The sequence below is a fragment of the Pseudomonas brassicacearum genome, from assembly GCF_003732175.1.
GTDB classification, from domain to species: domain Bacteria; phylum Pseudomonadota; class Gammaproteobacteria; order Pseudomonadales; family Pseudomonadaceae; genus Aquipseudomonas; species Aquipseudomonas brassicacearum_G.
Map to the genome: position 1 here is coordinate 36,274 of NZ_MOBI01000016.1, position 12,614 is coordinate 48,887.

The window sequence follows — 12,614 nt, forward strand, 5'->3', positions numbered from 1 at the left end:
TTCCATGGCTGGGCGCGGGGATCAACGCCGTGGCGCTGGTCTATTGGCTACTGACACTGAAAAGCAGTGCACCTGAGCGATGCGCCGTGCCAGTCGATCAGTGATCCTTGCCGTGCAACATGCTTTGCAACACCCCATCACGATGCACCCAGCCATGGAACAACGCCGCTGCCAGGTGCGACAGAACGGTCAGAAACAGCACGTACGCCAGATAACCATGGGCCCTGCGCAGAAAGGCAAACAGCAGCGCATTCGCCGGCACAATCGCGGGCAATTGCCACGAACTGCCGAGCATCACCGGGTCCCCTGCCGCCGAGATCATCGCCCAACCCAGCAACGGCAAAATCAGCATCAACGCGTAAAGCAGCACATGCGATGCCTTGGCCGCCAGCGCTTGCCAGCCCGGCAAGTCTGTCGGCAACGGCGGTTGGCGAGTCGAGAAGCGTACAAACAGACGCACGATCACCAACAACAAAATCGCAATACCCAATGGCTTGTGCAGATGGATCAACCATTCATGACGCTCGGAGACTGACGCGACCATGCCGGCACCGATAAACAACATGGTAATGATCATCACCGCCATCAGCCAATGCAGCAGCCGCGCCAGTGGAGCGAAATGATGAGGGTGCGCGCTCATTGTGGCGACTCCTGTTTGGCGGTGGGTAACTGGTCGACTTGAGCGGTTCGACGCAGGTAAGAACGGGCATAAGCTGCCGAACGTGCGGCCAGCAACGGGTCCTCGGAACCCTCGATACCGCTCGGCAAGACCAACGGGTCGTAATTGATGTCGCGGCATTCGCCATCGTTTTGTGCCTGGGCGCTTTCCAGCACCAGCGTCCCAGCGTTCAGGACCTTGCGCTCACCCAGCCAGGCCTTGCTGGCGTCGTTGGTCGGATCAGCAGCATTGGCCAGCGTCATATTCAGTTGCCAACGCAGCGGCCCGCTCTTCAAGCGCTGGAGCAGATCCTTTTCAAGAAAGTCCGCACCTTCAGGGGCGCTGGCGCCGACCGTATCTCGCGCCACGGGGACCACGCTCCAGCGCACCGCCTGACGCTGACCCGCGGCGTTGACCAGATAGAAAGCGTTGATGCCGTTGTAGGTCTCGGTCACGTAACTGGCCGACGGCTTGGCGGTCTTGACCCATTGCAGGAAAGGCGCGGTTTCCGGGTGTGTGGCAAAAAACGCCGGGACGCTGGCAGGATTGGGTTTGCCGGTGGCCGGGTCCGGTGTCTGGGCTTGTTGTAACTGATAGAACGCTTCAGGTGTGCCCACAGGGAACACCGGCATGCTGTTCATTCCCGTGCGCCATTGCTGACCGTTGGCCTGTTTGAAGCGCAACGCCAGGCTGCGGATCGGCACGCTGCTGTCCGGCGCATAGGGATTGCCGCTGGGTAACGCAAAACGCCCGACAACCGGCGTTCGTGCCGCACTGAAGACCTCTGCGGTTGAATACGGACGCGCCTCGCTGCTGCTTTCAAAATACCCGACCACGCACACGCCCTTGGCGTGATTGCGCCGAAACCCCGGGTGTACGCCATTGTTTTTCTCCAACACGTCGACCAGCGCTTTGGGTGTCAGACGCTGCGGGTCAAACGTGCCATTGACATAGGCAAGGGCCCCGGCCAGTGCGGTGACTACCGCGCCGATACCTGCCAGGCGCAAGGCCAGGCTCGCGCGGCTCAGGGGGATTTTGTCAGGCCGTGGCGGTGGTGAACGATCAACCATGTGAACATCTCCAGGGCCGTGGGCCACCGGTGGAAAGGATCAATCAGACGAAGCCCGCGGAGGTTTATTCCATGGCCCGGTATTTATTTTTCCAATGCTGGAATAACCTCCCCTGCCGAGCGTCTTCCTGATCCAAAGCGTAATGACTAGCCAGCATTCCATGAACGATCTCGACGAACCGTTACGTGAACTCATCCCCAGGCTACGGCGTTTTGCCGTCTCGCTGACGCGCAACCCCAGCAACGCTGACGATCTGGTGCAGTCGTGCCTTGAGCGAGCGCTGTCAGGTTGGGGCAACAAACGCCCGGACGGCGACTTGCGCGCCTGGCTGTTTTCAATTCTGTATCGACAATTTCTCGACGCCCATCGACGCTCAAGGCGTTATGCGCGAATGCTCGAATTTTTCACCGGTCGCGACGATGCACAGCCCTCGGTCGAACGCACGGTGTTGGCGCAATCAACACTGCAAGCCTTCGATAAACTGACCACCGAGCAACGCGCGCTGTTGCTCTGGGTCTCGGTGGAAGGCTTGAGTTACAAGGAGGTTGCCGAGATTCTCGGCGTCCCCACCGGCACCGTGATGTCTCGCCTGTCCCGCGCTCGCCAGGCCTTGCGCCTGCTCAGCGACGGCGAAATCACCAGCCCTTCTTTGCGGATACTCAAATGATCAGCATGCCCCCAAGCGTCAGTGACCTGCACGCCTACGTCGACCATCAACTCAACGACGTGGACCGGCGATTGGTGGAAACGTACCTGGCGGCCAATCCGCACGTTGCCGAGCAGGTTCAGGCCTGGCAACAGGACGCCCAGCAACTGCGCGCTGCCTTGAGCGGTGCCTTGCAGCAACCGCCCAACCCGAACCTCGACCCCAGCGTGATTCGCCAGCGTCTGAAACAACAGTCCCGCCGCCACTTGGCCAGCGCCGCCGTGTTGCTGATCGCGGTCAGTATTGGCGGCCTCAGCGGCTGGCAAGCGCGAGAAATGACCATGGTGGGTGCAATACCACCGATGACCGATGCACTGCAGGCCTACCGGATGTTCGCCCAGCAAGGCATCCTGCCGGCTGATTACAAGATCACCGATGCCGGCGATATGCAGGGCTGGCTCGACCGTTATTTTTCCCGGGCCGATCGCTTGCCGAACCTCGCCAACTCGGGGTTCAAACCGGTCAGCGGACGGTTGCTGAGCACCGAACAGGGCCCCGCAGCGATGGTGATGTATGAAGACCAGAGCGGCCGCAAGATCAGTTTTTACATCCGCCCGCCAGGCCCGAAGAACTACCTGCTGCCACGTGGCAGTCGTAGCGACGGTGAGTTGCAGGCCGAGTACTGGTCCGGGGCCGGGTACAACTATGCGATGGTTAGCGAAACCCGGGATCCGGCGACGCCAATGCTCAAGCAGATGCAGCGGTTTTAAAGCTTCAAAGCTGAATGACAGGTTGTAACGCTGGCTGCCGGACGTGCCACCGGGACCGTATCCGCCCCAGGGTTTGTTGCCCAACCCGCTCTACCACACACGTTTCAAACCGGTCATCGACCTGATCCAAGCGCGCATGCAGGTCATGGAAGTCGGCGGCCCTCGCGATTACTGCAGCCAGTAGACGTCGGGCCGGCGCTATAAAGCGTCCAGCGCAGCAGCTTTTGTCGTTATCATGGCGGCGTTTTTTGTGGGCGACTTGCCGTTCTCTTCTCATTGGTTGGATGTGTTCATGCATACCCTTGCACAACTGCGGGCCGGCGCGCTTGCAGGGCTCAAACGTCTGGATCTGTCGTGCGGCCTGACCGAGTTTCCCCGGGAAATCTTCGACCTGGCAGGCACCCTGGAGGTGCTCAACCTCAGCGGCAATGCCTTGAGCAGCTTGCCGGATGACCTGCATCGCCTGACGCATCTGCGCGTGCTGTTTTGCTCGGACAATCAGTTCCGCGAGCTGCCGACCTGCCTCGGTCAATGCGCGCAACTGACGATGATCGGCTTCAAGGCCAATCGCCTTGAACGAGTCCCGGCCGCCGCGCTGCCGCCACTGCTGCGCTGGCTGATCCTGACCGACAACTGCATCAGCGAATTGCCAAGCGAATTGGGCGAACGGCCGCACCTGCAAAAATTGATGCTCGCCGGCAACCACCTGCAAAGCCTGCCCGCAAGCTTGAGCCAGTGCCATCAGCTGGAGCTGATCCGCATCGCCGCCAACCGCATGACCGAGTTACCGCAATGGCTGCTGACATTGCCAGGGCTGGCATGGCTGGCGTACGCCGGCAACCCGCTGGAAACCGAGGCCGATGCCGCCGCGCTCGAAGCCACGCCGAACATTCCCTGGTCGCAACTGCACCTGCAGCAACAATTGGGCGAAGGCGCTTCCGGGGTGATTCACCAGGCCGTGTGGGAGCAACCGTCGCAGCCTGAGCGCAAGGTCGCAGTGAAACTCTACAAGGGGCACATGACCAGCGACGGCTCACCGCTGCATGAGATGAATGCCTGCATCACCGCTGGTATTCATCCCAACCTGATCAAGGTCGAGGGGCGGATCGTCGGGCATCCGCAGGCTCAGGCCGGGCTGGTCATGCACTTGATCGAGCCGAGCTATCGCAACCTGGCGGCGTTACCGAGCCTGGCGTCTTGCAGCCGTGATGTGTACGCAGAGGACACCCGTTTCAGTGCAGCGGTGGCGCTGCGGATCGCCAGCGGCATTGCCTCGGCCGCTGCGCACCTGCATCAGCAGGGCATCACCCACGGCGACCTGTACGGCCACAACACGTTGTGGAATGAGCACGGTGATTGCCTGTTGGGTGACTTTGGCGCCGCATCCTTCCATGCCACGTCTGACACGCTTGAAACGCGCGCGCTGCAACGCATCGAAGTGCGGGCCTTCGGGATTCTGTTGGGTGAGTTGCTGGAGCGGATCGACTCAGGCTTGAGCGTTGAACGCCGTGAGCGTTTGATGGATTTGCAGAGTCGCTGCTGTCAGCCGGACGTGCTGGCGCGTCCAGGATTCAGCGAGATCATGCAAGAGTTGGCCGCCTGTAACTCAAATCACTAACGGCAGATACAAAACCCGTGGCAAGGGAGCTTGCTCCCGCTGGACGGCAAAGCCATCCCAACAACGACGGCGGCTACGCCGCCGAGCGGGAGCAAGCTCCCTCGCCACAGGTCAGATCACAAATTAACCCGCCAACCCGACAAACATGTCCTGCACGTCGTCATGGTTATCGAGGCCTTCGAGGAAGGCTTCGACTTCTTCCATTTGTGCGTCGGTCAGGCCGCTGACCGGGTTCTTCGGCTTGTAGCCGAGCTTCGCCGACAGCACCGTGAAACCCTGCTCAGGCAAGGCTTTCTGTACCGAGTCCAGATCAGTGGCTTCGGTGATAAACAGGGTCGCGCCGTCTTCGCCCGGCTCGAAATCCTGTGCACCGGCTTCGATAGCGGCCATTTCCGGATCGGCATCCGGGCTGTCCGGAGACGCCTCGATCATGCCCACGTGGTCGAAGTCCCAGGCCACGGAACCGGAAGCCCCCAGCTGACCTTTACGGAACGCCACACGGATTTCCGCCACGGTACGGTTGATGTTGTCAGTCACGCATTCAACGATCAGCGGCACCTGATGCGGGGCAAAGCCTTCGTAGGTCACGCGGTGGTACTGCACGGTTTCGCCGAGCTGGCCCGAGCCTTTCTTGATTGCACGCTCCAGGGTTTCACGCGGCATCGAGGCTTTTTTCGCCTGTTCGACCACCAGACGCAGGTGCGCGTTGGTGCTGATATCTGCGCCGTTACGTGCAGCAATGGTGATTTCCTTCACCAGTTTGCCGAAGATCTTGCCCTTGGCGTTGGCTGCCGCTTCTTTGTGTTTAACCTTCCACTGTGCGCCCATTACTCACTCTCTTGATCTGTGGCGCCGAGACATCTATTGGCCGACGCTTTGTGCAAGTTTATACGGCAAAAAGTTGGCAATCGACCAAAAAGTGTTGTGAGCGATCGACATCTTCACAACCTGTTGTAGGGCTTTTCTGAAAAGCAGGTTTACGGTGACTATTGAGCGCCGGTGTTTCGTAACCTCTGTGCCCCGTACTTCCTGGTAGAAGAGTGTTTGATGCACAACGACATGGAAAGCCCCTTCATCCTGACGCTCACCGAGCTCGCCTTGAGTTTTCAGGTCCGACAATTCAGCGGTAGCGAAGCCCTCAATCAGGTCTATCGATTCGACATCGAAATGCGCGGCCCGCAGCCCGCAATGAATCTGGACCTACTGCTGCATCAACCGGCCTTCCTCAGCCTGAGCCCCACCGCCGGCATCCATGGCATCATCCACAGCGCCGGCCTGCAATACTGCGGCGCGCAGCAGATCGGCTACTGCCTGAACCTCGCCCCCCACCTGCTCGCACTGGAGCAGCAGCACCGTCGAAGGGTATTCCGGCAACTGAGCGTGCCAGAAATCTTGCGCCGGCTGCTGGCCGAGCATCGACTACCGTCCGACAGCTACCGTTTCGAGTTGCCAAACGGTGAATATCCGCAGCGTCCGTTCTGCATCCAGTACGACGAAACCGACCTGAACCTGCTGCAACGACTGTGCGAAGAGGAAGGCATCCACTATCACTTCGAACATCAACACGACCGGCACGTGCTGGTGTTCGCCGATGACAGCGACAGCTTTGCACAGCGACCGGTCGAGAGTGCTTTTCACCCCACAGCACGGGATGCCGGACAGCCGCGGATCAGCCAGCTCTTTCAATGCCATAGCCGGCCGACCACAGGGCCGCAAACCACCTTTGTGCAGCACGCCAACGCTGACCGCACACCCCTCGAACCTGACGCCTGCGCCAACCAGACCTACCTCGACAGCTTGCACCCAACGGGTCGAATCGACCCGGCGCAAGCCCGTCGTAACCAGCTCGGTCGCCGCGAACTCGAGCGTCTGCGCAGCCTGCATCGCCTGGTTCAGGGCCACAGTAGACTGCCCGAACTGCTCAGCGGCCGGCTGCTGCAAGTCACCGGACATCCCGTCCCGGCGTTCAACGATCAATGGTTGTTGAGCGAAGTGCTGCACCAGGGCGAAACGCCTGGCGCGGACAAGGTGTTGTCCAAGGCAGCGGGTTATCGCAATCAGTTCAAGGCCATTCCCTGGTCGACCGCGTTCCGCCCGGCCCTCAAACATTCCCGACCGAGTATCCGCGGTTACCAGACGGCTGAGGTCCTCGGTCCGGCAGGAATACCGCCGCACCTCGACGAACACGGGCGAATCAACGTCTGCCTGTGGCCTGATGCGCACTCCGACAGGCAAGGTTCCTCAGGCATCTGGTTGCCGATCGCTCATACGGGGACGGGGCGCCCGACCTTGCCACTGGCCGGCAGCGAAGTGCACGTGAGTTTCCTCGACGGCGATCCTGATCGACCTGTGCTTTGTACGGGTTTCGTTGGCGTACAAGCGGGCGAACCGCAACCGGTAGTGGCGGCTGAACAGAAGGCGTCGCCGATGGGCTGGAGCGGCGAGATCTACTTGTTCGAGCGGCCTTGCGCTACCACCGAACGCCTGGCCGACACCACGTGGTACATCGTGCGCATGCCGCGTCCCCGGCTCAAGGAACTGGGGAGCCTCAACCGTGACGATGTGCTGATGAGCGGAAGAAGCCAGGCACTGGGCAACCTGTCGCTGACGATAGAACAGAAACAGCGCCTGGCCAGCGAGTTCGCCCGTACTCCCGAACAACTCTGCCTGCTGTATCCCGGGCAATGCGTGGCGCTGGCCGATTATTTCCAGCAACACTGGAACAGCGAACAACGCCTGAGCTTCATCGACAACGCCAACCCCACCAACGCTCAGTGCCAACCGCGTGAGGCGCGTCTGCTGTTCGACTGGCTGGTGAACGGCCCGGACGCTACTTCCTAGGTTCTATTGACGCTCAATGATCGTTCCCACGCTCCGCGTGGGAATGCCGCCCTGGATGCTCTGCGTCCGCGTTTGAATTGTGACGCGGAGCGTCACCGGATGCATTCCCACGCAGAACATGGGAACGATCGGGTGGTTAGGTCGGTGCGAGATCGAAAAACGCCTGTATCAACCGCAAGTCCCGCCGCCGCTCCATGCAACCAATCATGTGCCGGTTGACCAGTCCTTCGCCAATAATCGGCACCGCCTGCACGCGCGGGTCGTGGCTGACTTCCACCGAAGACACCACGCCCACCCCCAGCTCGGCCGCCACCGCCTCGGTCACCGCCTCCCGACTGTCCAGCTCCAGCAGCACCCGCGGATTGATCCCGGCCTGAGCGCAGGCCTCATTGAACGTGCGACGGGTGATTGAGCTTGGCTCACGCAAGACCATGATCACCTGATCCAATTGCTTGAGCGCAACCCCATCACGTAGCGCCGACCATGGATGCCCGGCCGGCACCAACGCGCAGATCCGCGACTCGCTCAAGGCTTGCAGGTGCAAACCTTTGCGCGGCTCGAGCTCGGTCAGCACCGCCACGTCGGCGTGCTCGGACAACAACGCCGCGAGGGTTTCCTGGGCATTGCCCAACCGCAGGTTCACGGTGATCCCCGGATACCGCGCTCGCAGGCTGGCGAGCATCGGCATGACCAGGTGCGGACCGTCCGCCGCCACTTCCAGCCGACCGGTCAACAACTGCCGATTGGCCTCAAGCATCACTTGCGCCTCTTCGGCCAGGCCGAACATCGCCCGGGTAATCGCCGCAAGCCTGGTGCCCTCCTCCGTCAGCTCGACCCGCCGCGCGGTGCGCCGCAGCAGAGTGATCTGATAGTGCTCCTCCAGCGCCTTGATATGTCCGGTGACCGCCGGCTGGCTGATGAATAAACGGGCAGCGGCGCGAGTGAAGCTGCCTTCGCGGGCCACGGCATCAAATGCACGGAGTTGGAACAGATTCATAGCTATCGGCCTTACTGATGGCAGGCATAACAACAAACAATTTGATTGATGGCACGGCAAATTGCAATTTATCTCCCGCAGCTTCATCCCACCGATTGCGAGAACACCCGAATGAGTACTGCCGAACCCATCCTGCTCACTCCCGGCCCATTGACCACCTCGCAGCGCACCCGTCTGGCGATGATGGTGGACTGGGGTTCGTGGGATGAGCGCTTCAATCAATTGACCGCCAGCGTCTGCGAGCAGCTGCTGGCGATTATCAACGGTGCCGATAGCCACCACTGCGTGCCGTTGCAGGGCAGCGGCACTTTCGCCGTCGAAGCGGCCATCGGCAGCCTGGTGCCTCGCGACGGCAAAGTGCTGGTGCTGATCAACGGTGCTTACGGCAAACGCCTGGCGAAGATCTGTGAAGTCCTCGGCCGCTCTTACAGCACCTTCGAAACGGCCGAAGACCAACCGACCACTGCCGCCGACGTCGACCGCCTGCTACACGCTGACAGCAGCATCACCCACGTGGCGCTGATCCACTGCGAAACCAGCACCGGGATTCTTAACCCGTTGCCGGAAATCGCCCAGGTCATCGCCCGGCACGGCAAACGTCTGATCATCGACGCCATGAGTTCTTTTGGCGCGCTGCCGATCGACGCTCAAAAAGTGTCGTTCGACGCACTGATCGCCGCCTCGGGCAAATGCCTGGAGGGCGTACCAGGCATGGGCTTCGTCTTCGCCAACAAGTCCGCCCTGGCGAATGCCGCCGGCAACTCCCACTCGCTGGCGATGGACCTGTTCGACCAACACGCCTACATGGCCAAAACCGGCCAATGGCGCTTCACTCCACCGACCCACGTGCTCGCGGCGTTGCACGAAGCACTGCTGCAATACAACGAAGAAGGTGGCCTGCCGGCGCGGTATCAGCGTTATGCAAACAATTGCCGGGTGCTGCTTGATGAGATGACCAAACTCGGCTTACGCAGCTTTCTGCCCGCGGCGATCCAGGCGCCGATCATCGTCACCTTCCATGCGCCGAAAGATCCGCGTTACCAGTTCAAAGCATTCTACGAACGTGTGAAGGCCAAGGGTTTCATCCTCTACCCGGGTAAGTTGACCCAGGTAGAAACCTTCCGCGTCGGCTGCATCGGCCATGTCAATCAGGCCGAGATGCATGCGGCAGTGGCGGCCATCGCCGAGGTGCTGCACGAAATGGAAGTCCTCGATATCTGACTCACCACTGCCCCCTGTGGGAGCGAGCTTGCTCGCGATAGCGGACTGTCAGCCAACACATTTGCTGAATGTCAGGCCCACATCGCGAGCAGGCTCGCTCCCACCAAAAACAGCTCCCCTATTAGCCAGTTGCCACAGGATTTGATTACCATGAACTACAACAACCCAACTCGGCTGCAAGCCGCCATCCTCGACTGGGCTGGCACCGTGGTCGACTTCGGTTCTTTCGCACCGACCCGGATCTTCGTCGAAGCCTTTGCCGAATTCGATGTCCAGGTGTCCATCGAAGAAGCCCGTGGGCCAATGGGCATGGGCAAGTGGGATCACATTCGCACGCTCTGCGATCAGCCCGAAGTGGCCGAGCGCTATCGCAAGGTTTTCGGTCGTACGCCGAGCGACGATGACGTGACGGCCATCTACAAACGCTTTATGCCGCTGCAAATCGAAAAAATCGCCGAGCACTCGGCGCTGATCCCGGGAGCCCTGGACACTATCGCCAACCTGCGCCAGCAAGGGATCAAAATCGGCTCGTGCTCCGGTTATCCGAAGCAAGTCATGGATAAAGTCGTCGAGTTGGCCGCCATCAACGGCTACGTGGCTGACCATGTAGTCGCCACCGATGAAGTGCCGAATGGCCGCCCATGGCCGGCTCAAGCCCTGGCAAACGTGATCGCACTGGGCATTGACGATGTCGCCGCCTGCGTAAAGATCGACGACACCGTGCCAGGCATACTCGAAGGTCGCCGTGCCGGCATGTGGACCGTCGCGCTGATCTGCTCGGGCAACGCGCTGGGCCTGACCTACGACGGTTATCGCGCGCTGGGCAGCGACAAACTGACCCGCGAAAGCAAGCGTATTCACGCCCTGTTCGAAGGTTCACGTCCGCATTACATGATCGACACCATCACCGACCTGCCGGAAGTGATCGCCGACATCAACAAGCGCCTGGCCAACGGTGAGATGCCGCAAAGCAGCTGATTACCGCGTCAAGCGCAAAAAAAGCGCCAGCCCCCGAACCGGGGCTGGCGCTTTTTTTCTACCCAATAGTCTGTCGCAGAGCGTTCGATAAGGCACGAAGCCTGATCTGACTCAGGCAAATCCTCGCAAACAGGATTACAGTTAACTCACTCCGTCATACAAGAACGGGGGCTTCAGACCTGATAAGCGAGGAAAAACCGTATGCCCTGGAAGAATTCCGAATCACGCTACAGCACCGTATCAATCATGCTGCATTGGTTGATGCTGGTACTGTTGGCGCTGGTTTACGCCAGTATCGAACTGCGGGGGATGTTTCCCAGGGGCAGTGGCGGTCGAACCCTGATCACGGAAGCGCACTACATGTTCGGCCTGACCGTGTTCGCACTGGTCTGGTTACGGCTGTTCGCCCGTAGCCTGGGACGCGCTCCGCAAATCTTCCCGGCATCGCCCCAATGGCAAACCTTGCTTGCCCGGCTGATGCACTGGGCGTTGTATATATTCATGATCGCCACACCGATTCTCGGTTGGCTGGTCACCAGCGCCAACGGTCATCAGGTGATGTTCTACGGCATCGACCTGCCGTTGCTGATCAGCGAGGACAAACCGCTGGCCAAGCAGATCAAGGGCTGGCATGAACTGGCAGGCACCCTCGGCTATTGGCTGATCGGCCTGCATGCTGTGGCCGGGCTGTATCACCATTACGTGGTGCGCGATAACACCCTGCTGCGGATGATGCCCAAGCGCATCAGCCCTGACTGATCGGCGCAAAACCCCGACGCCCCTGCAAGCCGCCGGTGTGCACGAAGATCAAGCGTGTGCCGGCGGCAAAACGTCCAGCATCAACCTGTTGCTTGAGTGTCCATAGCGCTTTACCGGTGTACAGCGGCTCCAGCGGGATACTGCTGGCCTGCTCGCAGCGTTCGATAAATTCCAGCAACGTCGGGTCGACTTTGGCAAAACCGCCGCAACTGCCGTCGAACAGCTCATATCCACCGTCCGGCAAGCCGCATTCGCCGAGAATCGCCTCGACCTGCTGCGCTACCCCATGATCATCGGGCACCGCCAGCACGCCATACACCGGATGCCTTCGGGCCTCGGCCAGCACCAGCCCGGCCAGCGTGGTGCCGGTTCCGCAGGCCAGCCACCAGCCGTCATGGTCATTCCAGCCCAACTGGTTCAACTGTTCGCCGACCTGAGTCAGTAACTGCCCGCAACCACGCGCACCGAGCAGACCGCCCCCGCCTTCGGGGATCGGATGCAGCTGCGGGTATTGCGCTTGCCATGGTTGCCAGAAACCCGGCTCGTGGCGCGCACGATAACCGCCGTAACCCAACCAGTGCAGTTGCATGCCAAAGGCCTGTAAATCCTCCACGGTCGGGGTGTCTTGCGGATGCCCGCGCAGCAGGCCGACGGTAGGAAAACCAAAGCGCTTACCGGCTGCCGCCAGCGCATGCAGATGATTGGACCAGGCACCGCCCAGGCTGATTACACCTTCGGCACCGGCCTCGCGGGCCACCCTTAGATGATCAATGAGCTTGAACCACTTGTTGCCGGAGATCAGCGGGTCGATCCGGTCCAGACGCAGGATCGCCACCTCGATACCGGCGCTGGCGAGCCAGTCGAGATGAAGACGTTCAAGCGGGGCATGGGGCAGCCAGTCGCTGGGAGGAGAAAGCATTGATGCCGGCTCTTTGGGGAAGAGCCGGCATCTTAGCAGCAGTCAGAACGCCATCGCGGGCAAGCCCACTCCCACAAGGGTTCAGAGATGAACCACTATTCGGCGAACAACACAGAACCTGTGGGAGCGGGCTTGCC

Annotated in this window: 12 protein-coding genes and 1 pseudogene; 8 read left to right on the plus strand and 5 right to left on the minus strand. The window is 60.6% G+C overall.

Translation table 11 applies throughout. The annotated features are described in order from the left end of the window. Positions 1-97: 97 nt before the first annotated feature. Together BK658_RS14640 and BK658_RS14645 are read right to left on the minus strand one after the other, a co-directional pair. Entirely contained in the window at positions 98-640 is a 543-nt protein-coding gene (locus tag BK658_RS14640) for a cytochrome b (RefSeq protein WP_123582897.1), read from the minus strand. After that, the gene (locus BK658_RS14645; protein WP_123582898.1) at positions 637-1,728 is read right to left on the minus strand and encodes a catalase family peroxidase; all 1,092 of its coding nucleotides are present in this window, start codon (positions 1,726-1,728) and stop codon (positions 637-639) included. The genes BK658_RS14640 and BK658_RS14645 overlap by 4 nt, the downstream gene beginning before the upstream one ends. A gap of 160 nt (positions 1,729-1,888) precedes the next feature. On the opposite strand from BK658_RS14645, the gene BK658_RS14650 reads away from it, so the two are divergent. The 4 genes and pseudogenes from BK658_RS14650 to BK658_RS14665 all read left to right on the plus strand — a co-directional run bounded on the left by BK658_RS14650 (position 1,889) and on the right by BK658_RS14665 (position 4,762). Next, positions 1,889-2,395: a sigma-70 family RNA polymerase sigma factor gene (locus BK658_RS14650; protein WP_123582899.1), complete on the plus strand. Its 507-nt coding sequence runs from the start codon at positions 1,889-1,891 to the stop codon at positions 2,393-2,395. Beyond that, a complete protein-coding gene (locus tag BK658_RS14655; protein ID WP_123582900.1) occupies positions 2,392-3,144 on the plus strand; it encodes an anti-sigma factor family protein in 753 nt (250 codons plus the stop codon). Before BK658_RS14650 ends, BK658_RS14655 begins: the two co-directional genes overlap by 4 nt. A 58-nt stretch (positions 3,145-3,202) precedes the next feature. Beyond that, a pseudogene (gene zapE / locus BK658_RS14660) lies at positions 3,203-3,325 on the plus strand (AFG1/ZapE family ATPase); the annotation flags it as partial. Positions 3,326-3,436: 111 nt separating this feature from the next. Further along, on the plus strand, positions 3,437-4,762 hold the full coding sequence (locus BK658_RS14665; protein WP_123583097.1) for a leucine-rich repeat-containing protein kinase family protein: 1,326 nt from the start codon (positions 3,437-3,439) through the stop codon (positions 4,760-4,762). 123 nt (positions 4,763-4,885) lie between these two features. Here BK658_RS14665 and BK658_RS14670 read toward each other — a convergent pair whose 3' ends face one another. Further along, the gene (locus BK658_RS14670; protein ID WP_019689579.1) at positions 4,886-5,590 is read right to left on the minus strand and encodes a YebC/PmpR family DNA-binding transcriptional regulator; all 705 of its coding nucleotides are present in this window, start codon (positions 5,588-5,590) and stop codon (positions 4,886-4,888) included. 219 nt (positions 5,591-5,809) lie between these two features. Here BK658_RS14670 and BK658_RS14675 point away from each other — a divergent pair, with 219 nt between their 5' ends. Then, a complete protein-coding gene (locus BK658_RS14675) occupies positions 5,810-7,603 on the plus strand; it encodes a type VI secretion system Vgr family protein (protein ID WP_123582901.1) in 1,794 nt (597 codons plus the stop codon). 136 nt (positions 7,604-7,739) lie between these two features. Here BK658_RS14675 and BK658_RS14680 read toward each other — a convergent pair whose 3' ends face one another. Then, positions 7,740-8,600 carry a LysR substrate-binding domain-containing protein gene (locus BK658_RS14680; RefSeq protein ID WP_123582902.1) on the minus strand — a complete coding sequence of 287 codons (861 nt, stop codon included), beginning with the start codon at positions 8,598-8,600 and terminating at the stop codon, positions 7,740-7,742. 111 nt (positions 8,601-8,711) lie between these two features. Between BK658_RS14680 and BK658_RS14685 the strand changes: the two genes are divergently transcribed. The 3 genes from BK658_RS14685 (at position 8,712) to BK658_RS14700 (ending at position 11,558) form a co-directional block, all read left to right on the plus strand. Further along, positions 8,712-9,821 (plus strand): 2-aminoethylphosphonate--pyruvate transaminase, encoded by a 1,110-nt coding sequence (locus tag BK658_RS14685; RefSeq protein WP_123582903.1) that lies wholly within the window; start codon positions 8,712-8,714, stop codon positions 9,819-9,821. 150 nt (positions 9,822-9,971) lie between these two features. Beyond that, the gene (phnX, locus tag BK658_RS14695) at positions 9,972-10,799 is read left to right on the plus strand and encodes a phosphonoacetaldehyde hydrolase (RefSeq protein WP_123582905.1); all 828 of its coding nucleotides are present in this window, start codon (positions 9,972-9,974) and stop codon (positions 10,797-10,799) included. A gap of 201 nt (positions 10,800-11,000) precedes the next feature. Next, a complete protein-coding gene (locus tag BK658_RS14700; RefSeq protein ID WP_123582906.1) occupies positions 11,001-11,558 on the plus strand; it encodes a cytochrome b in 558 nt (185 codons plus the stop codon). On the opposite strand, the gene BK658_RS14705 is transcribed toward BK658_RS14700, so the two are convergent. Further along, complete coding sequence (locus tag BK658_RS14705; RefSeq protein ID WP_123582907.1) at positions 11,545-12,477, minus strand: 1-aminocyclopropane-1-carboxylate deaminase/D-cysteine desulfhydrase; 933 nt, start codon at positions 12,475-12,477, stop codon at positions 11,545-11,547. The two genes, BK658_RS14700 and BK658_RS14705, sit on opposite strands and share 14 nt — an antisense overlap. Positions 12,478-12,614 lie beyond the last annotated feature (137 nt).